At 65.4% G+C, this 23,710-nt stretch carries 18 protein-coding genes; 8 read left to right on the forward strand and 10 right to left on the reverse strand.

The annotated features are described in order from the left end of the window. Window positions 1-65: 65 nt before the first annotated feature. From AC25Z0_RS09695 to AC25Z0_RS09730, 8 genes are read left to right on the forward strand one after another with little or no spacing between them, the layout of a single operon-like run. A complete protein-coding gene (locus AC25Z0_RS09695; protein ID WP_488133026.1) occupies window positions 66-1,082 on the forward strand; it encodes a glycosyltransferase family 2 protein in 1,017 nt (338 codons plus the stop codon). Next, window positions 1,079-1,777, forward strand: coding sequence for a polysaccharide deacetylase family protein (locus tag AC25Z0_RS09700; RefSeq protein WP_488133027.1), 699 nt, complete (start codon window positions 1,079-1,081; stop codon window positions 1,775-1,777). The genes AC25Z0_RS09695 and AC25Z0_RS09700 overlap by 4 nt, the downstream gene beginning before the upstream one ends. Next, entirely contained in the window at window positions 1,768-2,970 is a 1,203-nt protein-coding gene (locus AC25Z0_RS09705) for a hypothetical protein (RefSeq protein ID WP_488133028.1), read from the forward strand. The genes AC25Z0_RS09700 and AC25Z0_RS09705 overlap by 10 nt, the downstream gene beginning before the upstream one ends. After that, the gene (locus AC25Z0_RS09710; RefSeq protein WP_488120404.1) at window positions 2,967-3,722 is read left to right on the forward strand and encodes a PHP domain-containing protein; all 756 of its coding nucleotides are present in this window, start codon (window positions 2,967-2,969) and stop codon (window positions 3,720-3,722) included. The genes AC25Z0_RS09705 and AC25Z0_RS09710 overlap by 4 nt, the downstream gene beginning before the upstream one ends. Further along, window positions 3,719-4,585 carry a glycosyltransferase gene (locus tag AC25Z0_RS09715; protein ID WP_488133029.1) on the forward strand — a complete coding sequence of 289 codons (867 nt, stop codon included), beginning with the start codon at window positions 3,719-3,721 and terminating at the stop codon, window positions 4,583-4,585. The genes AC25Z0_RS09710 and AC25Z0_RS09715 overlap by 4 nt, the downstream gene beginning before the upstream one ends. After that, a complete protein-coding gene (locus AC25Z0_RS09720) occupies window positions 4,582-5,316 on the forward strand; it encodes a hypothetical protein (protein WP_488120402.1) in 735 nt (244 codons plus the stop codon). Before AC25Z0_RS09715 ends, AC25Z0_RS09720 begins: the two co-directional genes overlap by 4 nt. Then, window positions 5,313-6,074, forward strand: a complete 762-nt coding sequence (locus tag AC25Z0_RS09725; protein ID WP_488133030.1) for a hypothetical protein — start codon at window positions 5,313-5,315, stop codon at window positions 6,072-6,074. Before AC25Z0_RS09720 ends, AC25Z0_RS09725 begins: the two co-directional genes overlap by 4 nt. A gap of 18 nt (window positions 6,075-6,092) precedes the next feature. Next, the gene (locus AC25Z0_RS09730) at window positions 6,093-7,445 is read left to right on the forward strand and encodes an O-antigen ligase family protein (RefSeq protein WP_488133031.1); all 1,353 of its coding nucleotides are present in this window, start codon (window positions 6,093-6,095) and stop codon (window positions 7,443-7,445) included. On the opposite strand, the gene AC25Z0_RS09735 is transcribed toward AC25Z0_RS09730, so the two are convergent. The 10 genes from AC25Z0_RS09735 to AC25Z0_RS09780 all read right to left on the reverse strand — a co-directional run bounded on the left by AC25Z0_RS09735 (window position 7,424) and on the right by AC25Z0_RS09780 (window position 23,391). Further along, window positions 7,424-9,403 (reverse strand): DUF4082 domain-containing protein, encoded by a 1,980-nt coding sequence (locus AC25Z0_RS09735; RefSeq protein ID WP_488133032.1) that lies wholly within the window; start codon window positions 9,401-9,403, stop codon window positions 7,424-7,426. The genes AC25Z0_RS09730 and AC25Z0_RS09735 overlap by 22 nt on opposite strands. Window positions 9,404-9,474: 71 nt before the next feature. Continuing rightward, window positions 9,475-10,701 (reverse strand): rhamnosyltransferase WsaF family glycosyltransferase, encoded by a 1,227-nt coding sequence (locus AC25Z0_RS09740; RefSeq protein ID WP_488120398.1) that lies wholly within the window; start codon window positions 10,699-10,701, stop codon window positions 9,475-9,477. Further along, window positions 10,698-11,990 (reverse strand): glycosyltransferase family 4 protein, encoded by a 1,293-nt coding sequence (locus AC25Z0_RS09745; protein WP_488133033.1) that lies wholly within the window; start codon window positions 11,988-11,990, stop codon window positions 10,698-10,700. Before AC25Z0_RS09745 ends, AC25Z0_RS09740 begins: the two co-directional genes overlap by 4 nt. Before the next feature lie 40 nt (window positions 11,991-12,030). Further along, window positions 12,031-13,557 (reverse strand): oligosaccharide flippase family protein, encoded by a 1,527-nt coding sequence (locus AC25Z0_RS09750; protein ID WP_488133034.1) that lies wholly within the window; start codon window positions 13,555-13,557, stop codon window positions 12,031-12,033. Beyond that, the gene (locus AC25Z0_RS09755; protein WP_488133035.1) at window positions 13,548-14,675 is read right to left on the reverse strand and encodes a DegT/DnrJ/EryC1/StrS family aminotransferase; all 1,128 of its coding nucleotides are present in this window, start codon (window positions 14,673-14,675) and stop codon (window positions 13,548-13,550) included. The genes AC25Z0_RS09750 and AC25Z0_RS09755 overlap by 10 nt, the downstream gene beginning before the upstream one ends. Further along, window positions 14,672-15,304: a NeuD/PglB/VioB family sugar acetyltransferase gene (locus AC25Z0_RS09760; RefSeq protein WP_488120394.1), complete on the reverse strand. Its 633-nt coding sequence runs from the start codon at window positions 15,302-15,304 to the stop codon at window positions 14,672-14,674. Before AC25Z0_RS09760 ends, AC25Z0_RS09755 begins: the two co-directional genes overlap by 4 nt. Then, window positions 15,301-16,455 (reverse strand): DegT/DnrJ/EryC1/StrS family aminotransferase, encoded by a 1,155-nt coding sequence (locus tag AC25Z0_RS09765; protein ID WP_488133036.1) that lies wholly within the window; start codon window positions 16,453-16,455, stop codon window positions 15,301-15,303. Before AC25Z0_RS09765 ends, AC25Z0_RS09760 begins: the two co-directional genes overlap by 4 nt. Then, the gene (locus tag AC25Z0_RS09770) at window positions 16,452-17,447 is read right to left on the reverse strand and encodes an NAD-dependent epimerase/dehydratase family protein (protein WP_488133037.1); all 996 of its coding nucleotides are present in this window, start codon (window positions 17,445-17,447) and stop codon (window positions 16,452-16,454) included. The genes AC25Z0_RS09765 and AC25Z0_RS09770 overlap by 4 nt, the downstream gene beginning before the upstream one ends. A gap of 66 nt (window positions 17,448-17,513) precedes the next feature. Further along, window positions 17,514-18,566: a Gfo/Idh/MocA family protein gene (locus AC25Z0_RS09775; RefSeq protein WP_488120391.1), complete on the reverse strand. Its 1,053-nt coding sequence runs from the start codon at window positions 18,564-18,566 to the stop codon at window positions 17,514-17,516. 64 nt (window positions 18,567-18,630) lie between these two features. Next, window positions 18,631-23,391, reverse strand: a complete 4,761-nt coding sequence (locus tag AC25Z0_RS09780; RefSeq protein ID WP_488133134.1) for a DUF4082 domain-containing protein — start codon at window positions 23,389-23,391, stop codon at window positions 18,631-18,633. Window positions 23,392-23,710 lie beyond the last annotated feature (319 nt).

The raw sequence follows: 23,710 nt of genomic DNA on the forward strand, positions 1-23,710 counted from the left end.
AATGTCTCCGTGTACAAATATGTGTATCTTCTTTCGTCGACCCGTGACGAGCGTCAGGCGCTCAGATGACGGCCTCGCCGCTCCACCCACCAGTGCGTCGCATCGTCGTCGCGATCGTGACGTTCAACAACGCCGAGCACATCTCGCGCCTTGTCGACTCCATCCGAGCCGCCGACCCCGGTATCGATCCCCGCATCCTGGTCATCGACAACGCGTCGACGGATGACACCGTTGCGGTGGCGCGCGCACTGACCAAGGTCACCGTCATCGAATCCGGCGCCAACCTGGGCTACTCAGGCGCGATCAACATCGCCAGGACGCGCCTCGGTGCCACAGACACCCTGGCCATCCTGAACCCCGACCTCTCGCTTGCCCCCGGTGCCCTCACCGAACTGCTGCGAGCGCTCGACGATCCCCGTGTCGGTATCGCGGCGCCGCTGCTGCGCGAACCGGACGGTTCGGTGTACCCGCACCTTCGTCGGGAGACCTCGATCCTCGGTTCCCTCGGTGACGCACTGATCGGCGCCCGGTGGCCGACCAGGCCGCGCTGGTTGAGCGACACCCTGCGGCGCGAGGAGGATTACCGCACTCCGCATGACATCGCCTGGGCCGGGGGCGCCGCCCTCCTCATCTCGGCTGAGTGCAACGCTCGCATCGGCGAGTGGGACGCGCAGACCTACTTCCTCTATTCGGAAGAGACCGACTACGCACGCCGGGCACGCGACGCCGGATACCTGGTGCGCTTCGTGCCCACCGCATCGGCCACCCACATCGGTGGCGGATCAGGCCAGCCGAAAGAACTGCTCGCACTGATGGCCGTCAACAAGGTCCGCTATTTCGACGCACACCACGGACCACTCGCCACCACTACGTTCAGGGGAGTGGTCGCCCTGCACCACACGCTCAGGGCACGAGACCCCCGCCATCGTTTCGCAGCGCGGATTGTGTGCTCCAGGTCGTCATGGGCGCAGCTGCCCTCCGCGGCCACTTCCCCAACTGCCGCCGGGTATGGCGTCAGCGCCGCCACCCCCGCCCCCGCCCCCGCCGACGTCGGTACCGGATCGGTGGAGGTGCCCGCATGAGCGCCACCATGTCGACGGCGAGTTCCAACCGACCGCTCACCCTCTGCTTTCACGGCATCGGCTCCCCCGATCGTCGGCTTGAGCCAGGGGAGGAACGCTTCTGGATCTCTGCGGGACAATTCGACGACATCCTGGACGTCGTGGCCGCGCATCCGCGGCAGGTCGGCCTGACGTTCGACGATGCGAATGAGTCAGACCACACCCTTGCCCTCCCTGCCCTTCTCCTGCGAGGCCTGCAGGCAGAGTTCTTCGTCATCGCCAACCGGGTTGATGACGCCGGCTCGCTGAGCACAGCGCAGATCGCAGACCTCTACGCCAGCGGAATGAGCATCGGAACGCACGGAATGACCCATCGTTCCTGGCGCGAGCTCAGCCTCGCCCACGAATTCGAGCATGAACTCGGCGAGTCATCACGGCTGCTCGAAGCCATCACGGGGGCGCCGGTCCGGTTGGCGGCCTGCCCGCGTGGTCACTACGACCGACGCGTGCTGGCCGAACTGAAAGCCCGCGCATTCACCCGGGTGTACACGGTGGACGAGGGCAGCTCGAGGCAATCTGCCTGGCTGCAAACCCGGTACACGCCCATCTACTCTGATACCGCCGCGTCGATCACGGAGCTACTCGACAACCCGGACTCACTGTTCGGGGGCCGCGCATTGCGTAGCGTCAGGCAGGCGGTGAAACGATGGCGCTGACATCCGTTTCGGGGCCGACGGTGCTCGTGGGATTCGCGGAGGCCTTCGCGGCGATCGAGGCGATCTGGTCGCTGCAGCGCGCCGGAATGCGCGTCGTGGTGTTCAGCAGGGCCGGCACCAAGTCGGGTGCGCGGGCTGTGCGGGGAGCGACGGTCGTCGACATCCGCTCCCCCGAACATGACCTGCAGGGCGCACTCGCCGACCTCGCGCAGGCCATCACAAGACTGGCACCCGATGCGCTTCTCCCGCTGGATGACGCGTCCTTGTGGCTGTGCAACCGGGTCGAACGGGGCGCTGTCGCCCTCGCAGGACCCGATGTCAGCGGGTCGGCCTTCGCCCTCGACAAGGCAGCCCAGGTCGAAGCGGCGCTTCGCGTTGGTATCAGCGTGCCCGCCACCGAGATATTCGCCGACGTGGCCGATGTGCGCGTTGACCGTTGGCCAGTCATCGTGAAACCAGCGGATGCCGTGCGCCCAGCTGGCAACGCATTGGTTCGGCCCCAGGGCAAAATCTGTGCAACCCCATACGAACTCACCGTCGCGCAGGCCGCGATGCGACGCGGCACCGTGCTGGTGCAACAGTTGGTGTCTGGCGCAGGCGAAGGCATCTTCGGATTCGCCGGAGAGAACGGGCCCCAGGACTGGAGCGCCCACCGGCGAGTGCGGATGCTGAACCCGCACGGCTCTGCGTCATCGGCGTGCGAGTCCATTGAGGTCGACGACGACCTTCGCGAACGGGTTACCGCGCTCCTCACCACTGTGTCGTGGCGGGGACTTTTCATGGCGGAATTCCTGAGGGATGCGGACGGCACCGCCTGGTTCATGGAGCTCAACGGCCGAGCGTGGGGAAGCCTCGCCCTTGCGCGACGGCGTGGCTTCGAGTACCCGGCATGGGCCGTTCAGGCCGCGCTCGGACTCCCCCAGCATCCGCTGCCCCCGACCACGCCGCCGCACATCGTCGCGAGGCACCTTGGCCGGGAGATCGGCCATCTGGGCTTTGTTCTCCGCGGGCCGCAGACGACGGCGCCCTCGTCCTGGCCTCGGACTGGCACCACCGTGCGCAGCCTGCTGACAATTCGGCGCGGCGACCGGCTCTACAACTGGGATCCCCGGCAGCCGCGCGTGCTCGCCGCCGATACGTGGCGGACGCTGGCAGACCTGGCCGCCGCGCGCAGCAGGCGAGGTGCGGCATGAAGACGATACGGATCGCCTCGCACATCCACTCTGCCTGGTCAGACGACTCGTCGGCGGCACTCCCCGCCCTCGTGAAGACCCTGCGCCGCGTTGGCTACCACGGAGCGCTGATCTCCGACCACGACCGCACCATGACAGAGCAGAGCTGGTACCTGCTGCAAGCCGAGTGCGCCAGGGTCACACAGGCGACGAACTTCCTCCTGGTGCCTGGAATCGAGTATCAGGATCCGGATCACGTTGTGCACATGCCGGTGTACGGCGGCGTCCCGTTCTTCGGCCGCAGCCCGAAGCTCGACGAACTGCTGCCCGCCGCCCACGCAGCCGGCGGCGTCGCCGTCTTCGCCCACCCGGCCAGACGCGATGCCTGGCGACGCTTCGACAAGGCCTGGATCCCGTTCCTCGGCGGGATCGAGGTCTGGAGCCGCAAATATGACGGGATCAGGCCCAACGAGTGGGCGCTGGAGACGTCGGCGCTCCTCGGAATGACTCCCTATGTCTCGCTGGACTATCACGGACCGCGCCAGCTCTTTCCGCTCGCCATGAAGGTGCGGGTGTCGCAGCAGGCCGAGCCGGAAGACGTACTCAGGGCCCTCCGCACCGGATCGGTGCGACCGAGTGCCTTCGGCATGCACCCCGACAGGTTCAACTCAGGTGCGCTCGGTACGGTCAGCGCCGGCATGGAAGCAACGAGACGTTGGGGAGCCCCGCAACTGCGACGCCTTGAGCACACAGTCGGAGGTCGGCACGAATGAATTCCACCGACATCGACCACGTGCTGCTCACCCGGTTCAACCTGCCGTCGCCCGGAGCTGAGAGCGTCATCAGGGCCAAGGATGGCTGGCTGACCGCGCGGGTTGAACTCTTCGATCGCTACTGTGTGCCGTCGGTTCTCGCCCAGACGGAGCACAATTTCTCCTGGATCATCTATTTTGATCCGGCAAGCCCCCGCTGGCTGGTTGACCGGATGGAACGCTACGCCTCCCAGGGCGTCTTCACCCCGGTATATAGGAGCAGCGTCAGCCACGACGAACTCCTCGTCGACATCGAGGCCACCATCGGCGTGCGCCGCACCACCCTCATCACGACCAATCTCGACAACGACGACGGGCTGGCCAGGGACTTCGTCGAACGCGTCCAGGCTGTCAGTACCGTGCACAAGCGCGCGGCCGTCTACCTGGAGAACGGCGTGATCGCCAGTCCATCAGGGCTGTATCTGCGTCGCGACCCGCACAATGCGTTCTGCTCTGTACGTGAGCCGTGGACCGAGCCCAAGACCTGCTGGTCTGACTGGCACAACCTGCTTGGGAAGTCGATGCCCGTCATCGAGGTTGCCGGGGAACCCGGCTGGCTCCAGGTGGTCCACGGCAGCAACGTGAGCAACCGCACCCGCGGCAAGCTGGTCGCCCCCGCCGCATACACCGGCCGCTTCCCCACCCTGCCGACCGACCTGCCGGAGCCGCGTACCCGCGATCTCCTGCGTGATCGGGTGGTGTCTGGGCCGGCCAGGACCACCAAAGAAACGGTGCGGGCAGCCGCCAAATGGCTCGCCCTCACCGTCGTCGGCAAACAGGGGCTCGATCGCATCAAGCTCAGGCTCGTCGGAGCGCCGAAATGACAACGGGCGCACTGCTACGAATTCTTGCCAGGCGCTGGTACGTGCTCGCGGGCGCGCTGCTCATCGCCGGATTCGCGTTCGTGTTCATGGCCAAGTCGGGCGGCGCCTACGTCGCGGAGGCACAGGTGGTGTTCATCGCTCCGGGGACGGATGCCGTGGGTAAATTCAACGAAGGCTATCGCGACACTCTGGTGAACTTCGCTGCGGCCATCGAGCGCGAGTTCCACGATGGCGAGCAATCGGACCGACTGGCTGAACATGCGTCGTTGTTCGGCGCCGGTATCGCACAGGGGTACCAGGTCGTGCTGCCGAACAGCGGTGGGCAGTGGGCTGACAGCTTCGCGACGCCTGCCCTCTCCGTCAAAGTCGCCGGGCCGAGCGCCGAATGGGTGAGTGCAACCATGACGTCGTTACAGGACCGCGTTGACGCGCTCACCCGCAGCAGGCAGGTCGACTCCGGTGTCAGCGCCGAGCAGATGATCGTCACAGACCGGGTCCCTGTCGTCACCGTCGTCAGCTACGTCGGCAATTCGAGAAGTACCCAGGCGCGGGCGCTGCTTGCGCTGTTCGCAGTCGCGGTCGGCGCAGCAGCCGCTGCCTCCGTTGCGCTCGAGGGCCGCGCCCGCCGACGGGAATCCGCCGGCCACACGGCATCGGCCTCCTCCTCAGCCGCATCCGCACCCGCTTTCACGTCCGCTCAGCCCCTTCCAGAGAAAGTTCGTGCGCCATGAACCTGAAGACGCTCCTGCACAGCCTGCGACGCCGCTGGTACATCGTCATCGTCGGCCTGCTCGCCACGGCGGCACTCAGCGGATACGCCTATTCGCACACGTCACCGACGTACCAACGCACAGGCAGCATTCTCCTCATCCCCGGGGCGACGAGCATCCCAGAGGGTGGTAACCCGTACCTCTATCTCGGCGGTCTCGGGCCGGCGAGCGACGTGCTCGTGCGCGCGATGACCGCCAGCGAGGTACTCACGCCCATCGTTGGCGATGACCCGACAGTGCGCGTTGCCATCAATCGCGACACATCGACCAGCGGCCCGATCATCGTCGTATTCGCCAGCGGCCCAGACGAAGCCCAGGTCGCTGAGGTGTTCACCGAGGTGCTGGATGTGCTCCCGACGACCCTCGACACGCTCCAAACAAGCACCGGCGTCGCGTCAGAAGCCAAGGTCACGTCACTCCCGCTCACCGCCGACACCGAGAGCACCGTGAGCCAGAAAGACCGCATCCAGGCCATCGGCCTCATCGGAATCGGTGGTTTCGCCATGACCCTGTTGCTCACCGGGTTCATCGACGGCATGATCCTCGCCCGTCGACGTCGCCGCAGCAAGCCGGCATCGACTGCAGTACCCGTCGACGCGAGTGCCGCTCGTGCGGCATCCGCTCCCTTCCCGAGCTACGACGACGAAGAACTCGCCCTCGCCAACATCGCGCGCCGGAACGCCACCGAATCACACACGCCGACACCCACGCGCGGCTGACGCTGACCGCTCATGACAATGACGATCTCCCCGATAGACCTCCGATTCGGTCGCTCGTCCGCGCCGACGGGCAGCACGGGGATCGACGGCGTCACCGTGCTCAGCGTCTACCTGGTGCTGTTATGCGCAGTGCCATCGAGTCTCACGATCACCGCTCTCGGCTCGGCGGGCCGACCAGCAGGGCTGTGGGCACTCGCCGCCACCCTCTGGTGGTGCTGGCACCAGATCCAACGCCATGCCCCGTCGAGTGGCGCCCCGCAGATCGTGCGCACGGCGCTGTTCTGCTTCCTCGGCCTTGCGGCGATCAGCTATGCGTGGGCGATGCTGCGCGGGCTCCCCTCCGATGAGCTCAGTCCGGCAGACAACGGATTGCTGCGGTTGGTGGCCTGGGCAGGGATTCTGCTCGTCGCCAACGACGGCATTGAGGATGTCACCGGCTTTCGAAAGCTGCTGCGCCGGATCGCACTCGCCGGCGGACTGCTTGGCACCCTCGGAGTGCTGCAGTTCGCGACGGGCGAATCATTGATCAACTGGATCTCGATCCCTGGCATGGGTTCTGATTTCTCCGGATTAGCCGGCCTCGACACGCGGGGCGGCTTCCCCAGGGCGTCGGCGACCGCAACCCATCCGCTTGAGTACGGGATGGTGCTGTGCATCGCATTCCCCATCGCGCTCACCCTGGCGATGGAAGACGTTACCCGGTCGCGAATTGTGCGATGGTTTCCCGTCGGGGCGATTGCCGTTGCCTCGATCCTGTCTGTGTCCCGCTCTGCCATGATCGGGCTCGTCGCAGGGGCAATCGTCCTTGTTCCGTCCTGGTCCCCCAGAATCCGCTTGCTCGTCGGAGGCATTGGCACGGCGATCATCGTGATGGTCGGGGCGCTTGTGCCCGGGCTGCTCGGAACGCTCAAAGGCTTGTTCACGGGAATCTCCGGAGATCCGAGCGCCCTCTCGCGCACAAGCAGTTACGACTCGGCGGCCGAACTGCTCAGTCGTTTTCCCCTTATCGGCAAGGGGTTCGGTACCCTGTTGCCCCGGTATCACATCTTCGACAATCAGTACCTGCTGCTCGCGATTGAGCTTGGCGTGCTGGGGTTACTCGCATTTCTGGTGCTGCTGGCTGCCGCGCTTTTCAGCGCAGGTCGTGCCCGCACCGCTGCGATCGACACCCTTGACCGCCAGTTGTGCCAGGCGCTCATCGCATCCACTGTCGCTGGAGGCGTGCTCCTGGCGTTCTTTGACGGCTTCGCGTTTCCGATGGCGGCAGGCATGGTCTTCCTGACGCTCGGCCTGTGCGGGGCTGCCCGGCGGCTGTTTACCGTGCGGCAGCCCCGAGAGACCGTGCTGCGTCAGCCGAGCGCCACCCGATAGATGTGGTAGCTGTACTCCTCGCCAAATGAGTCGGTGAAGCGTCCAGACCCGTCGACTGCGAGTGTCCTGTTCTCGCCCACAACCTCAACGGACCTGCCGGAGACTCCGGCTGGCAGCTGGAGAGTGCGGCTGCCGGGCTTCGTTGAGCCGTCAACCATGGCGAAGATGTACGCCGATCCATCCTTGGCCTTGAGCATCGTGTCGAGACCTGCGCCGAATGAGTACTCGTACGACTGGGTGTTAATGACGCTGGCGAGGTTGTGGATCACGGCGTTCACCTCTTTCACGGCGGCGACTTGCTTGCCGCCACAGAAGTTCGCGGTGACCTGGCTCTGCCGGAAAACGTTTCCGCTCTGGCAGGAGCCGGTCAGGCTCTGATTGAAGTAGGCGATGCCGCGCGCCTCGTTGATGATCGAACTCATTACGGCGCCCTTCAGCTGGCCAGGCGTGATCGAGACGGCGGGGGCGTCACTTCCCGGACTGCCGCTGAAGTTCTCCACCCATTGCCAGAGCGGCTGCAGCGAGCCGTCCGCGGCATCCTGCTGGCGAAGAGAGTTCATCATCTTCCCGTAGCTGGATGCCGTACGGCAGTTGGACTGGGAGACCGACGTCAGGTAGGTGTCGCGGTACGGCGTCCAGTCGCAGTATGGAACCGTGTACCAATACATATCGAGCGACACGACGTCGGTGAATGCGTTGACGTACTTCTGCGCTGCGGCCTGGTTCATGTCGTCACTGACGACCATCTGTGTGTAGTTCGCGTACTTGAACCGCCCGTCGTCGCCGAGCTTGTCGACAATTCCCTGGAGGTAGGCATGCCCTTCCGCGACGGAGTATCGGCCGTCAACCTCATCGTCCAGGAAGTTCCCCACCCAGTTCGCGCTGCTGTCGGTGAATGAACTGTTCAGTCCCTCGCCAACCCAGAAGACTCCGTTGTCTGCGAACAGGCGGTAAGGGGTGCCCTCCCACATGCCGCTGTATGTGTTGATTCCGAGTGACTTGTCGTACGCCACTTCTTCATCGCTACTGAAGTTTCCGTACCAGGACACGATCGGGAAGAAGCTGGGGTCGTCCCACCCGGCAGCGTCGGTCTTGGCGAACTTCTTCCAATAGGCCGGGCCGCCCTCCCACGGAACCCTGGGGAGGTTCAGCACGCTCGTCGACGAATCGGGGGCCGGTGTCGGCGACGGAGTCGGCTTCGGAGTTGCAGAGGGGGCGGGCGTCGCTGTCGGCGAGGGGCTCGAGGTGGGTACCGCTGGCGGCGTCGGCGTCGCCGATGGAACGGGCGTCGTTGTCGGCTTCGGTGCTGTCGACGGCAACGGTGTGATCGGGGCCATCGACTGGAAGATCACATCGACGTAGTAGTTGCTATTGCGATAGGTCTGGTTCGGGAAATCGCCATTGCCGTATCGATAGACGCCGCCGCCCTTCGGAACGGTCAGCGACCCGCGCGTGACGGGTGCGGAGAAATAGCCGACGTCGGCCGAGTACCGGCCTTTTGGCGCCAGGTACGACGCCACATACGTCTTCCCCTTCTCAATCGTCACCGGCCGCGCAAACGTCGCGGTCTGCCAGCCTGATGCCGACTCGCGGGTGAAGGACACCTTCGAAAGCCGCTTGCCAGTGCTGCTCCACAACGACCCGGTGTGTGTGCCCGTGTTCTTGGCCCCCTTGTAGAAGCGGATGCCGGTGACGGTGCCATCGGTGCTGCTGCTGAATTGAACACCGAGTTCAACCGATTGCCGGTCTGGGTCGGTGATGGTGCCCGGCGTCGCGGACCCGAGGATACTCGTGACAGTAGCTGCCTGCCCGGAGAACGATGGCACCAGCACCAGGCCGGCGACCAACCCGGCGAGTGCAATGAGTCGTACGGTGAGGGATCGCCGCGATCCGGTAGTTGGATCAGCCTGCGTCGTTCGCCCTACGACCATAATTGTCTCCTCATCAGTGATTGACATGACAATTGCTCACGTTAGCAGATGGGTTGGTCGCACCGTCAAGCACGGTTTGCGCGCGAGTTGAGCAGGCGTCAGATCGCGGCACCCACCGGGTCTGACTCACTGGCCACCGTTGCGGCGACAGCATCGATGACAATTGCCTGCGCCGGTCCCCATCCTCTCCGCACTGAGAGCGCTGCCTGCTGCGAGCGCCCTGGCTGGTCTCTCGCCTCGACGATCCGGCTGAGGGCATCCGCAATACCACCGGGTGTCGGCGCCGCCCATTCGACGCCTGCACTGTCGAGGTCGGCCCTTGCCATGGGTGAATCGTTGACGACGGGAATCGCTCCCGCAGCGAGCAGCTCTTCGGCAACCAGGGAAATATTCGTGAATGACATCGCAATCCCGGCGATCGACTGGTTGTAGAGCTCGTTGAGTTGTGCCGGGGAGAGACGGCCGTGGTCAATTGTCGGCACTGTCCAGTCATCAACGACACCCCCGTACACGTGAATGGGTTGCTCTGGATGCCGCTGATGGAACTCCTCGAGCCCCAGCTTCGCCAACTGGAACCCCCGCCGATCCGCCCCTGGTTTGGCATAGAACACCACTCCAGAGCGCGTGCCCGTGTTCGTCAGCGAATAGGTGTCGGTGTCGCACCCGAACGGCGCAACAGTGCAGGCCACCCCCATATGTTCGAGCTCGCCGGCGACCATTTCCCCCAGCGCGATCGTTGTGAACCCGAATCGATATGAATCCTCTGCCAGCGCGAAGAGCGACCCCCTCGGGTAGAAATACGGTTCGAAATCCTGCACGAAATACAGCCGAGGCACCATGGCGTCCAGCCGGGACACGATGACGTGGGCGGTCTCCCACGAACTCGCAATACACGCGTCGATGCCGTTGATGCCGTCTCCGGCGCTCCTGATCTCCGCAGCGACCTGTGGCCATTGCTCCCTGAGCACCGCCGTGTGGCGGTCAAGGTCACCGCCGTGCCTGTCGTACAGGAACAACACGCATCGATAACCGCTGGACTCCAGCCCCTCGACCATCCGGAACAACGTCGTATGCCCGCCGGAGCCTGCGCTTGGCGGGGTACACACGATGCCGATCACCGGGGAGTCAGGATTGCGCGCTGCCGACTGGACCGGCGCAGGGCGCAGTCGGGTGGAATCGGCAACGTCCTCCTGTCGGAGCGGGAAATCGAGCGTTCCCGCGTCGTATTTGACCCACAGTCGACGCACGATCCGTTTCATCACGTCGTCGATACCTTCGCGTTGCACGCGACGAACCATCTCGCTCACGCTTGGCTTCGATCTCATTTCTGTCCCTCTCCAACGGCTAGCGGATGCATGTGGGCGCGCTCGTCCGGCAGCTTGGCGGCCAGCGTTGCCAGCTCGGCGCCCGGCCTCTCCCAGTTCCCGCGCGGCGCGGCCTGGCGGTGACGGCGGCCAGGGAGATGCCTGGCCGCCGCGGCAAGTTCCAGATCACGCTCAGACCACCACTGTCGAAACCCGTAGTTGGCCGCGGCATCGTCGTATACCGCCGCCAATTTCCGGGCCATCGCGCGGAGGCCGAAGTTCTCCTCTGCGAATGCCCTGCCGAAATCGCCGAGCTCGCCCCACTCCGTCCGATGCGCGAGCAGTGTGCGAATTTCGGCGGCGAGGTCGCCCGCCGGATCCTCCGGACTCTCGGGGCTCCAGAAACTCATTCGGAACAGCTCATGTGCAGAGGCCGGCGTGAAACGCTGGCTGCGACCGTGCTCGCCGATGACGATCAGGGGCTTGGCGAACGCCAGTCCCCTGGCGGCTGAGCTGCCCATGCCGAGCACAACATCTGCCGCTGCGTACGCCTCACGCGGATCGGACAGCGGCCCGGCGAAGATGATGGCGATCCTGCCCAGGCTGGCATTGATCGCATTCCCGATCCCTCGAAGTCTCTCCTCGGCGTTCCCGGTACCGACAACCACGAGGTCAACCGCGGCATCCGCTAGCCGTTCGACGGCACGCATCGACGTTTCGATGCTCGTGGCCTTCATGTCTTCGTCGAGGCGGCTGACGATGACGAGGCGCACAGCGGAGTCGTCAAGACCCAGCGACCGGGCGAACGCGGTGCCGCTGACCACCCGCGCATCGTCCCTGTCCACGTCGACGGGCGGGCTGATCAGGTCGACGCGGTGGTGGCGCCGGAGCATCTCGTCTCGCAGATAGCCGGTGCCGACAATCAGGTTCGCGGCTCGGTAGCCCTCCATGACGTACATCTCGTAGTTCGTCATCACCAGCGGGCGCCGGCCGAGCAAACACGGCCCCCAGAAGGCAGGCCGCCACGACCATCCGCTGTATGCGTGCACGATGTCGGCCTGGTGCACGGCAGCGAGCCGCGCGAGGTCCCTCGCTCCGTGCAGGATCGACCTCGGCCTGTCGTACGGCTCCAGCCGCACGCCTCGCTCCTCGGCGAGGTCGAGCAACGACGGCCCGGCCACCACCGTGTCCCTGGGTGCGACAAGCACCGACTCGTAGCCGAACTCGCGCACGGCGGCCGCGAGATCGACCGAGTTCGTCTGGAGACCCCCCAACGTGAATGCGACGGTCTGCACCAGCACTTTCTTCATCGCTTCACCTGCCATGTCCGTTGTGCGTGAGTGTTGTGATTCATGCTTTCGCCGTTCGGTTGATGACCCAGGATGCCGGCCGGCCGAGCAGCGAGAGCACCGCGTTGACGACGCGCACCCTGGCCAGAGCGGGGGGCAGGAGCGGAGTGAAGAGCGGAGCGGCGACGAGGAAGTAGACGACGCCGCCCACGAACCCGCCGACCAGGAACTGGGTGAGGGGTGTCGGCAGGAGCAGCGCGACGGACCAGGCGCTGCCGCCGGCGACAACCGCGGCAGACGCCGGCCAGACGAGCGCCCGCAACATGACTGTCGGCGCATGCGGAACGGCCTTCCTGATGATGAGGGCGTACAGCGGGAACGTGATCCCACAGGTCACCACGATGTGGGCAACACCAACGCCGACCAGACCCGCGACCTGGATGCCGATCATCATCGCCGGAAGGAGACCAGCCAGCGCGACGACCTGGACCATGAAGAGCCGCCCTGTACTGCCGAGCGAGATGATGATGTTCGCGGCAAGCAGGCAGACGACGAATGCCACCCCGTACACCGACAGCACCATGAGCGCCGGCACCGCCCCCGTCCACTGCTGACCATAGATGGTGGTGATCAGCGGCCTGGCGAGGGCACAGGTCAGGGAGCTGATCGCGAAGGCAACCAGCGCAACCGTCCTCGTCGACCGGAACAGCGCGTCGACCAGGTCGCCGGCGTCACGCCGCACCCGCGAGAACGCTGGCTGGACAATGCCGTTCAGTACCGATCCGATCACCGCGGTCGACCAGCCGGCCACGGTGAAAGCCAGCGAGTAGAGGCCAGTGGCCTCGATGCCCAGCTGCCTGCCGACGAAGACGTAGTCGACATTCAGCAGCACCTGGCTGAGGAGGTTGGCGAGGGCAAGCGGCAACCCGAACTTGATGAGCATCCCGAACTGGTCACGGCGGAACCCAGGGCGATACCGGGTGCTCACCTTCATGGTGACGATGATCCCCGAGATCAATTGCGCCGCGACCCGCGACCAGGCGAACGCAAGCGCCCCGTCGCCGATCAACGACACTCCGATGAGGATTGCACTGCTGGGGATGAACCCGATGGCTGTGGCCTTGAAGAGCACATCCTGCCTGAACTCGCGTTGTATCAGCGCAGACGGAACCGCGAACGGACCGATCAACGCCACAGAGATGGCCATCACGCGCAGGGGTTCAGCGGCATCCGCTGATCCGAGTGCAACGGCGATGGGGTCGGCGAAGATCACAATCCCCGCCGACAGCAGAACGCTCGTGACAATGGACACCGTTGCGATCGTTGGCGCGATGCGATCCGGATCGAGATCGGCGCGGAGGAGCGCCGACGAGATGCCGAGCTCGGCCAGACTGACCATCACGCCCTGCACGACCATGACGAGCGCGAACACGCCGAAGGCCTCAGGCGCGACGATTCGAGCGACGATCGCCATGATCGCGATGTTCGCGAACCGCAGGAAGAGCGTGCTTCCCGCAGACCACAACGCCCCTCCCCTCACCCGGTCCTGCAGTGAAGGGGGCAGCACAGCGTCCGGTCCTACAGACACGACAGGAGTACCTCGATCACGCGGTCTTGCCTCGCATCGGTGAGCCCGGGATAGACGGGAAGGGACAATATTTCGCCTGCGATCAGCTCGGCCATCGGAAACGCGCCGACGGGCACATTCATGCCGGCAAATGCGGGAGTCAGATGGACCGGCCGCGGGTAGTGGATGCCAACGCCGATGCCGGCTGCATTCATCTGGGCGCACACCCGGTCGCGATCTGCAACACGAATCACATACTGGTGAAAGACATGCTCGTTGCCGTCGACGGTGCGCGGCAGCACGACCCTGGCCTCTGCTGCCAGGATCGCCGAGTAGCGAGCCGCCACAGCGCGGCGCTCCGCGTTCCAGTCGTCCAGGAATGCCAGCTTGGCCGACAGGACAACCGCCTGCAGCGAGTCGAGCCGCGAATTCGTGCCGACGACAAGGTGCTCATACCGGCGTGTGCCTCCGTGGTTGCCGAGCATCCGAACCGCGTCGGCGATCATCGGGTTCGTCGTCAGCACCGCGCCGGCGTCGCCATACGCCCCGAGGTTCTTGCCTGGATAGAAGCTCGTGCCTGCCACATCGCCGAGGGAACCGGCACGGCGGCCCCGGGAGCGGGCCCCCTGGGCCTGGGCGGCATCCTCCAGGATGACCACGTCATCGCCGACGATCTCCCGCAGCTCGTCGACGGGCGCCGTCTGTCCGTAGAGGTGCACCGCGGCGACAGCCTTGGTTCGGGGCGACAGCACGTTGCGCACGCTCTGCACATCAATCAGGAAGTTCTCGTCACAATCGGCGAAGACGACAGTGCCGCCCGCGCGAACGACGGCTTCTGCCGTCGCGATGAAGGTGTTGGCCGGAACGATTACCTCGTCGCCGGCCACGATCCCTGCCGCGCGCAGTGCCAGCTCAAGGGCATCGGTGCCGTTGCCGACCCCAATGACATGGTCGACGTCGCAGTAGCGGGCGTACTCGGACTCGAACCGCGTGACGTCGGCGCCTTGAATGAATGAGGTACCAGCCATCACCCGGTCGAATCCGGCCTGTACGGCGGCCGCGACCTCACGGTGTTGAAAGGCGAGATCAAGCATGGGGACCGTGTCCGCCGCCTGTACGAGGTTGTCTACAACGGTCACAACGCCACCTTTTCCGTCTGCCTGTGCGCGGGAACTCCGAGCCAGGTCTCTCCTGCGGGAACGTCGCTCAGCACGACGGCTCCCATTCCGATTCGAGCTCCAACGCCAACGCGCAGGCCCTGGCGCACCGACGAGTTCATGCCGAGGTAGGCGCCGGTCTGCAGCAGCACGTCACCGCCGAGCGCGACACCGGCCGCGGTGGTCACGTAGTCCTCCAACACGTTGTCGTGGGTGAGGGTAACGTTCGGCATCACCACAACGTGGCGACCGACGGTGACGTTTGCCGTCAACACGACATTCGCCATGAGGATGCTCCCCGCGCCGATCGTGCAGCCTGGAGGCACCCTGACGCTGGCGTCGACGACGGTGGCATACCGGTCGTCGTGCACGCCGAGCGCCCGCAGGTGGCCGACGATCGCAGCGCGCGCTACGCCGTTTCCCACACAGACGAGGAGCTGCGCGGTGTGATCCGCGGCCAATTCCACGCCGCCGAGCACTGGGACCCCACCGACTTCTGTCCCGGTATTGGCGGGGTTGTCGTCGAGTATTCCGATCACGGAATATGAGTGGTCTGCGGCGATGACCTCTCTGGCGAGGCCACTGGCTCCGAGGAGCAACAACTCGCTCATGACACCTCTCTTCCGACCAATGCCACCTCGCGGAGCACGGCCACGACGCGATCTTGCTCGTCATAGGTCAGCTGGTGATACAGCGGCAGGATCAGGGTGTTGTCTGTCAACCGCTCCGTCACCGTGAGGGAAACGGTGCCCGTGTCTGCTCCCCAGTAGGCGGGTTGTCGGTGCGCAGCCATGATCCCGCGGCGCGCGGAGATGTCCGCGTGCGCCAGCGCTTCCATCACGGTTTCCCGGTCGAGATTCTCAAGCGGGTCGACTTCAATCCAGTACGACTGGAAATTGGAGGTGCCCCAGTCAGGGTCAGTAACCGGCCGGACACCGGGGAGGTCACCCAGCAATTCGGTGTAGCGCTGTGCGAGCTCGCGCCGACGACGCACAATCTCCGGCAGGCGACCGAGCTGCACGATGCCGACGGCGGCTTGCAGATCGGTCATCCGAAAGTTGAAACCGATCTCGAGATACTCCTCAGGCGGGGCGAGGACGCTGGCTGCCCTGTCACTGGCCGACACGCTCATGGCGTGCTCACGCAGCTGTCTGGCTCTGGCTGCCCACTCCTCATTCGAGGTGGTGAGCATGCCGCCCTCGCCCGTCGTCAGCAGTTTGCGCGGGTGGAACGACCAGGCCGCCAGTTGCGCGCCGGCGCCGACCGGGCGGCCCTGGTAAGTAGACCCTGCCGCGCACGCTGCGTCCTCGATCACGACGATGCCGAGCGAGTCGCAGAACTCACGAATCGGGTTCAGGTCAACGGGTACCCCGCCCTGGTCGACGACGATCACCGCTTTGGTCATCTCTGTGACGACATCCGCTATCGACTCAGCCGTCACATTTCCGGTCACCGGATCCACGTCGGCGAAGATGGGTCGTGCCCCAACGTAGGTCGGTGCATTGGTTGTCGCTATGAAGGAGAACGACGGCACGATGACGTCGTCCCCCGGCCCGACACCCGCAACGATCAGGGCGAGGTGCAGGGCTGTCGTGCAGTTGGATGTGGCGACGGCAAAGTCCGCGCCCATCGCGGCGGCGAATTCTTCCTCGAACTGGGCGACGCGTGGCCCCTGGGCGACCCAGCCTGATTCGATGACCTCCGTCACCGCCAGCACCTCGTCGGCGCCCATCCAGGGCTTCATGACGTTGATCCGGCTCATGAGGTCACCAGCGATCGCCCGGCTGCGATCTCGCCACGCAGCGGTTCCCACCAGGCCACCAACTCGCGCAGCCCGTCTTCCAGGGACACCTCGGCTGTGAAACCAAGGTCGCTCTGAGCCGACGAGGTGTCGGCCAGTCGACGTGTGACGCCGTTGACAGCGCGGTCTGGACCATGCTCCACCGCGAGGTCGGAGTCCATGGCGCGAAGGAGCGCCTGTGCCAGCCCGAGCAGACTGGTCTCCCTGCCACTTGCGACGTTGTAGACACCCTCGCGGATGTCGCTGGTGGCGGCCAGCAGATTGGCCCTGGCGATGTCGCGGGTGAAGACGAAATCCATAGTCTGTTGCCCGTCGCCGAAGATGAGGGGCGGCAGCCCGTCGGCGATCCGTTCCATCCAGCGCACGAACACTTCGGTGTAGACACCGTGCACGTCCATGCGTGGCCCGTACACGTTGAAGTAGCGCAAGGCCACGTAGTCCAGCCCGTTCATGGCCCTGAAACTGCGCAGCATCCCCTCGCCGAACGACTTCGCGGCGCCGTAGAAGGTGTCGTTGTTGTGGTGGTGATGGCGCTCAGTGGTGGGGAACTGCTCTGCGAGGCCGTACACGGACGCGCTGGATGCCGAGATCACCTTGTCGACAGAATTTTCGACAGCGGCCTCGAGCACGTTGTATGACCCGTCAACCAACACCTCGAGCGCCAGGCGCGGCTCCTCTGCGCACTGCGTGATCCGGATGGCGGCCTGGTGGAACACCAGGTCTTTGCCCCGCGTCACGTCGTGCACGAGATCACGGTCCCTGATGTCACCCTCGACGAGGGTCACTCGCCCTGAGGCCAGCGCGCCTTCAAGGTTCTGGGTACGTCCGCGCACGAGGTTGTCGAGTACGTCGATGTGCCCGACGCCCGCGGCCAGCAGCTGGTCGACGATCTCAGAGCCGATCGTGCCTGCGCCACCGGTCACCAGGACATCCGCTCCTGTTAATACAGTCATTTCTTTTCCCACCCTTGTGTTGTCACTGCATCCCCCGTGTATTCGTCGTCAGAGCCGCATGCATGATCAGACGAGCTCATGGCTGCCTCCGACTCGCGTTGCAGCACCCGCTGTGTGCAGGCTTTCCGTCGCCGCTTCGAGCACAGAGAGCACCCGCAGGCCGGCAGCGCCGTCGGTGCGGGCCGGTCGGTGCTCTCTGATACTCGCCGCGAACTCCCCTGCCATTGACCCGAGCGCTTCGCGTTCTGGGAGGGCAGGAGACCAGGTGTCCCCCAGCCGGTATGACACCGTTGCGGCCTTGCGCTCGGTGGCATCCAGCGACTGGAGGTCAAGATCTACACCCCTGTCATAGACGCTGAGCCGCTGCTGCGGGTTCAGGTCGTCCCAGACCAGGGTTCGTTTCGTACCGCCGATGATCATCTGGCGGATCTTGGTCGGGCTCAGCCAGTTGACGTGCACGTGCGCAATCGCACCGTTCTGCAGCGGCAGCGTGAGGTAACCGACGCAGGCTTTGCCCGCCCCAACCGGGTCGGCGCCGTGAGCAGAGACACTGAGCGGCCGCAATCCCCCCGGCAACACGAAATCGATGATGGAGAGGTCGTGCGGCGCCAGGTCCCAGAACACGTCGACATCCGGTTGAATCAACCCCAGGTTGATGCGCACCGAGTCGATGAACAGGATGTCGCCCAGTGCGCCCTCCTCGATGAGCTCGCGGATCTTCAGCACGGCAGGCGTGTAGCAATAGGTGTGGTCGGCCATCAGCACCAGGCCGAGTGCGCGTGCGGTGTCGACCATCTCCTGACCGCGGTCGCCGGTATCCGCCAGCGGTTTCTCCACCATCACGTGCTTGCCGGCGGCGAGCGCTGCCTGGGCAATGGGGTGGTGGGTCTTCGCCGGGGTCGCGATCGCAATCGCGTCGATGTTGTCGGAGGCCAGCAGCTCGGCGAGGTCGGTCACGACGCGCACGCCGCCGACCTTGCCTGCAAGCGCCGCTGCCCGGTCGCGATCGAGATCGCAGATCGCCACCAGCTCCCAGTCGGGGCTGCCGTGGAAGTTGCGGGCCAGGTTCGGTCCCCAGTATCCAGCGCCGACAACGGCTATTCTCAATTTTTCAGTCACGTCTGCTCCCCCTGTTTGAACGGAGCGGGGCCGCTCGGGTAACGGCCCCGCTGCTTGAACTTCGTCACAGTGAGGGGACGAAGAAGACATCGATCCAGTAGTTGTGCACTGAACGCTGGTCGGGAAATTCGGTTCCGTAGCGGTAGACGGCTCCGGATGCCGGCGTGCTGAGAGCGCCGCTGACGACGGGGCTGGCCAGCCCGTTGAGCGTGACGGCATAGCGTCCGACCGTGCTCTGGTAGCTGGCCAGGTATTCCGTTCCGGCCGCTATGGCCACGGGCACACTGAACGTGGCGGTCTGCCATCCGGTCGCCGTTTCAGCGTCGAAGGTCACGGCGGCCAGCTGTTGCCCTGTCGCCGACCAGAGGTAGCCGACATGGGCGCCGGTGTTCGCCGCTCCTTTATAGAAGCGGATGCCGGTCACCGTGCCTGCAACGCTCGCCTGGAACCGCACGCCGACTTGCACGGCCAGTGCGTCGTTCCACGACGGCGTGTCTGGCACGGCGTTCGCCGCGAAGATCGAGGTTGCGGTGACGGTCGGCGGCTCGGCCGACGTGGTGAAGGTGAACGCTCCACCGCCAAGCACAGCCCCGTCGGCTGACACGGTTGCCGAGTACGTGGTCGACCAGGCCAGCGGCGTGGTCGGCGTGAACGTCACGATGTGGGTTTCGTCATCGAACGCCGTGCTGCCGGCGACGGATGCTCCCCCGGCTGTCAGGGCAACGGTCGGTGATCCGGCGGCCGGGTTGGCCGACAGGGTGGCCGTCACCGCGGTCGTCGGTGCGACACTCCCTGCGCCTGAGAGGGGACTCGTCGAGGCGACCGTCACGGGTGTCGGTGTCGGTGTGGGGGTCGGCGTCGGTGTCGGTGTGGGGGTCGGCGTCGGTGTGGAGGTCGTCGTGGTGAACACCACGTCGACGAAGTAGTTCGACTGGTTCCAGCTATAGATCGGGAACCCGCCGCTTGCGCCGTACAGGAACCGACCGTTCGTATCGGCTCCCGCGGTCAGGGGACCGCTTGTCTTGGCCTGTGCGAAGTACCCGCTGGAGTGGGCGTAGTGCCCCCTCGGCGCCAGGTAGGAGACGATGTAGGTCTGTCCTGCCACGATGTTCACCGCGGTACCGAGCTGCGCGGTCTGCCAACCGGTCGCCGTTTCGTTGCCGAATGTCACCGTCGCCAGCCGCGTTCCGCTTGCCGACCAGAGCGATCCGGTGTGCGTCCCCGTGTTGCCTGTGCCCTTGAAGAACCGGATGGCGGTAACGGTTCCGGCCGACGAGGAGGAGAACGACATGCCGAGTTCAACTGCTGAGCTGTCATCGGTGGCGGCGGCAACGGTTGGCGTCTCGTCGCCGAGCAGTGTGTACGTCGTTGTCACCTCACCGGGCGCAGCGGCCGTGCCGAACGACCACGTGAGGGTGGGCAGGGTCGCCCCCGCTGTCGAGGTGACGTTCGACAGCCGTGCGACCACGGTGGCTCCAGGTTGCAGCGGAGAGCTGGGCGTGAACGTCAGGGTTGTCCCGTTGGCACTCCGCATCGTTGTGCCTGGCACGGTGGTGCCGCCCACCGTCGCTGTGAGCGAGAAACCCAGGTTGATGGGAACGGAGAGTTCAACCGCGATCGGTGATGCGGTGCTGACTCCGATGGCGCCGTTCGCCGGGGTCTGGGTGAGCACGGCGACCGGGTCTGGCGCACGGTTGAAGACAACGTCGACGAGGTAGCTGGTCGATACCTGGTTCGTGGGGAACGCATCGGCGTATGTGAACGTTCCGACGATTCCGGTGAGCGGACCGCGCACCAGGCCATCGACGGGGAAGGTGTCAGGGGTCACCGGATAGGTCCCGTGCGGGTTGAGGTACGACGCGACGTACTGGGTCCCTGCCGTGACAGCGACAGGCGACGCGAACGTCACGGTCTGCCACCCAGACGAGCTCTCGTCAATGAAGGTGGCCGTGGCGAGCGCCGTTCCTGTCGACGACCACAGCGTTCCGGTGTGGGTACCCGTGTTGCCAGCGCTCTTGTAGAAGCGGATGCCGGACACCATGCCATCGACCGAACTCATGAATCGCACGCCCAAGGTGAGCTGGGCGTTGTCGACCACCTGCAGGATTGCCGGCGTGGTCGCATCCGTGAACAGCCCGCACGGGCAGTCACCGACGGCAGGCGCCGGCCGCACCGTGGTGAAACTCCACGTCGTGCCGGTCGCCAGGGCCTCCCCGCTCGTTGCGGTGGCCGCGAGCGTGACAGCGTACGTCACGAATCCGTTCAGGGCCTGACTTGGCGTGAAGACCGCGGTGCGGGTTGCCGCGGCATAGCCGACGCTGCCCTGCACAACCTGACCCAACTGGTCGGTGACGGTGAATGTGATCGAAGACGCGACGACATCCTTCGACAGCACTGCGCTGATTGTCGATCCGGCCAGCACACTCGACGACCCCGGCAGCGGGGCCTGGTTGAGTGCGCCGAGCGGGGTGGTGTCTGTCGAGGTGAAGACGGCATCGACGAAGTAGTTGCTGAACCCGTAGCTGTCCTGGGGGAATTGGCCGACGGTGGTGTTGTAGACGGCGGCCTTCGCCGCTCCGTAGCCGCCGGCCACTGTGAGCGGAGCTGCCGTGATCCCGCGATAGGCGAAGTCGGCCGGTGTCGAGGCATAGTGTCCGTTCGGCGCCGAATACGACACCACGTACTTCGTGCCAGCGGTCACCTGTACCGGTGGTGAGAATGACGCGCTCTGCCAGCCTTCGGCCGATTCGTTCGCGAATGTGGTTGTGGAGAGGCGGACGCCTGACGCACTCCACAGCGATCCGGTGTGGAGACCCGTGTTCGCCTGGCTCTTGTAGAAGCGCACCCCCGAGACGTACCCGGAGTGGCTCGGGGTGAATTGCAGGCCGGCTTCCACCGCACTGGGATCGCCGGCGTCTGGCACTGACGGCACCCGCTCACCCAACACGGTGTACGGGCCGGTCACGGCGAGTGCCCTGCTGGCCGGCGTCGCCGTGGTGTTCGCGCTGTCGTCGGTCGCGCGCACCATGATGCTCGCCGCACTCATGCCCTGCTGCAGGTAGGTGTACGTCCACGAGGTGGTTCCGGTAGCCGGGTGCCACCTCGAGCCGCCATCGGTGGACACCTCGACGCCGGCGACGACGCCACCGGCATCCGCTGCCGCTCCCGTCACGGTCACCGACGCGCCGTTGGCGACGGCTGCCTGGGCGGCGGGAGCGGTGATGGTGACAGTGGGGGCGACGTTGTCTGTGCTCGCGGTGGCGGCCGTCAGCTCGCTGTCCAGCGTGGCCGGTTGGGCTCCCATGTCAGCCAGCAGGTTCACCTGGGCCTGTTGCATCCGCGGATCGGCGGCGGCCCCGCCGCCGTCGTGGGTCTGGTCGAGACCCCAGGTCCACTGCACCGATCCGGCCGAGAATACGAGCGCGCCACTCGCGGCGCGATACAGCGTGAGGTGGTGAGCGGTGGTGCCGGCCGTGACGAGGTTGCCGAAGTCGCGCAGGTACTCAGGTACGGCGCCGACTGTCGTCGACAGGCGGATGAGGCCGGCTGGCCTGAACCCGTTGTCCACGTCTTCGTTCGACTCATACCCGATGGTGTGAGGTGCGAGTTCCGCTGTCGATCCGGCGGCCAGGCCGGTCAGGCTGGTATTGCGCCAGAGTCGCGTCCGGCCCTCTTCGGCCGACACCGTGACGGCCAGGTCGGAGAAATTCGCCTGGTACATGGTGCCGGTCAGCGCGTTCTCCGGCTTCCCAGCCCCCTGCGTCGCCGAGGCGAAGCGCGGATCGCGCCAGGTTCCCGTCCACTCGGCGGCGGGGTCGATCTTGGCGTTGCTCCACGTCTCCTTGTACGACACGATCGTGCGGTACGGGGTGGCACCCTGGTCGGACGACGCGGCGTACCTGGTGTGCCAGTACGCCTCGTTGCCGGAGAGGAACTGCAGGTTCACACCGTTGTCCCTGGCTGCCTCGACATTGGCGCGCTGCGCCGCCGACCAGTACTCGTCGTGCCCGACAGACAGGAAGACGTCGTGATTCACCAGTGCCCCGCCGAACCTGTCGGTGTCGACGCCGCTGAAGTACGACACGTCGTAGCCGTTCTTCTCCAGGAACCGCACCATCGGGTACTCGTTGGCGTAGTAGAAGTCCCGACCGGAATACGGGCCCCTCGACACCACGGGCCGGTTGTAGCTGATCTCATATGCCCGCCCGTTGGCCGCGCCCTGGTAGAAGTCAGATCCGCCGTAAGTGTTATAGGCCTGCCAGGTGGGGTCTGACGTCTGGAACAGCACGGCAGAGTGGCTGGCCACATTCCGCACCACGAAGGTGATGTGGCTGCTGCCACCGGTGTCCGGTCGGGTCAGCAGGGCGAAATACACGCCGGATGCCGCATCCGCTGGCACGTTCCAGGAGGCAGAGACGGCCCAGTTGCCGCAGTCGTACAGCTCGGTGGCAGCGGCGGTAATGCACTCCGGCTGGTGCTGCCCGTTGATGACGGAGGTGGAGACATCCGTGATGAAGCGGGCACCGAGACCCTGGTAGTAGCCACTGCGGTAGATGGCCACGGTGTACGCAGGGGCGGTCGTGTCGATCTTGAAGTCAATCCGGGTACCGACGTTGGCGCTGATGTCGGTAGAGAAGCCCTGGATACTGGTGTCGCCGGCACCCTCGATATCCCAGATCTCCGGGTCGGCGCCAGGGAGCGCGTTCTCGCAGACGACGGGGTTCGCGGCGGCGCCACATCCCGTTGCCGCAGCCGCCGGTGACACGGAGAAGGCGAGGAGCATGCTCGCCACCAGGGCAGTGACGAGCGCGAAGGACAGCGCCAACCGGTTCGACCGTGCGAAGCCAGACCGTGCGAATCCCGGCCGCGCGACGGAGAACTGCGCGAATCCAGCCGGGCGAAACGTCGCCGCAGGGACGACAAAGTGCAACTTAACAGACACGCCAACTCCCAGACACCTGGTCCGTTGGAGTCGTTCGGGTAACGCCTCCCAGTCGCTGGCGCCTCGTCAGGGTAAGTGAGTGAGGCGGGTGCCTATCCAGCTATGAACGAAAATCCGGGTGAAGAGCCAGTTGGCAAGGATCTGACTTTCGCTCACATACCAGAGGGTTGCACAGACGGCGCCCAAAGCGAACACCCCCTAA

The organism is Leifsonia sp. Y862, from assembly GCF_057669585.1.

Coding starts and splice junctions, on each gene's coding strand:
- AC25Z0_RS09740 (WP_488120398.1), bottom strand. CDS start 10,701: ATGAGATCGAAGCCAAGCGTGAGCGAGATGGTTCGTCGCGTGCAACGC.
- AC25Z0_RS09725 (WP_488133030.1), top strand. CDS start 5,313: ATGAACCTGAAGACGCTCCTGCACAGCCTGCGACGCCGCTGGTACATC.
- AC25Z0_RS09760 (WP_488120394.1), bottom strand. CDS start 15,304: ATGAGCGAGTTGTTGCTCCTCGGAGCCAGTGGCCTCGCCAGAGAGGTC.
- AC25Z0_RS09695 (WP_488133026.1), top strand. CDS start 66: ATGACGGCCTCGCCGCTCCACCCACCAGTGCGTCGCATCGTCGTCGCG.
- AC25Z0_RS09770 (WP_488133037.1), bottom strand. CDS start 17,447: ATGACTGTATTAACAGGAGCGGATGTCCTGGTGACCGGTGGCGCAGGC.
- AC25Z0_RS09700 (WP_488133027.1), top strand. CDS start 1,079: ATGAGCGCCACCATGTCGACGGCGAGTTCCAACCGACCGCTCACCCTC.
- AC25Z0_RS09735 (WP_488133032.1), bottom strand. CDS start 9,403: ATGTCAATCACTGATGAGGAGACAATTATGGTCGTAGGGCGAACGACG.
- AC25Z0_RS09765 (WP_488133036.1), bottom strand. CDS start 16,455: ATGAGCCGGATCAACGTCATGAAGCCCTGGATGGGCGCCGACGAGGTG.
- AC25Z0_RS09730 (WP_488133031.1), top strand. CDS start 6,093: ATGACGATCTCCCCGATAGACCTCCGATTCGGTCGCTCGTCCGCGCCG.
- AC25Z0_RS09720 (WP_488120402.1), top strand. CDS start 4,582: ATGACAACGGGCGCACTGCTACGAATTCTTGCCAGGCGCTGGTACGTG.
- AC25Z0_RS09705 (WP_488133028.1), top strand. CDS start 1,768: ATGGCGCTGACATCCGTTTCGGGGCCGACGGTGCTCGTGGGATTCGCG.
- AC25Z0_RS09715 (WP_488133029.1), top strand. CDS start 3,719: ATGAATTCCACCGACATCGACCACGTGCTGCTCACCCGGTTCAACCTG.
- AC25Z0_RS09745 (WP_488133033.1), bottom strand. CDS start 11,990: ATGAAGAAAGTGCTGGTGCAGACCGTCGCATTCACGTTGGGGGGTCTC.
- AC25Z0_RS09710 (WP_488120404.1), top strand. CDS start 2,967: ATGAAGACGATACGGATCGCCTCGCACATCCACTCTGCCTGGTCAGAC.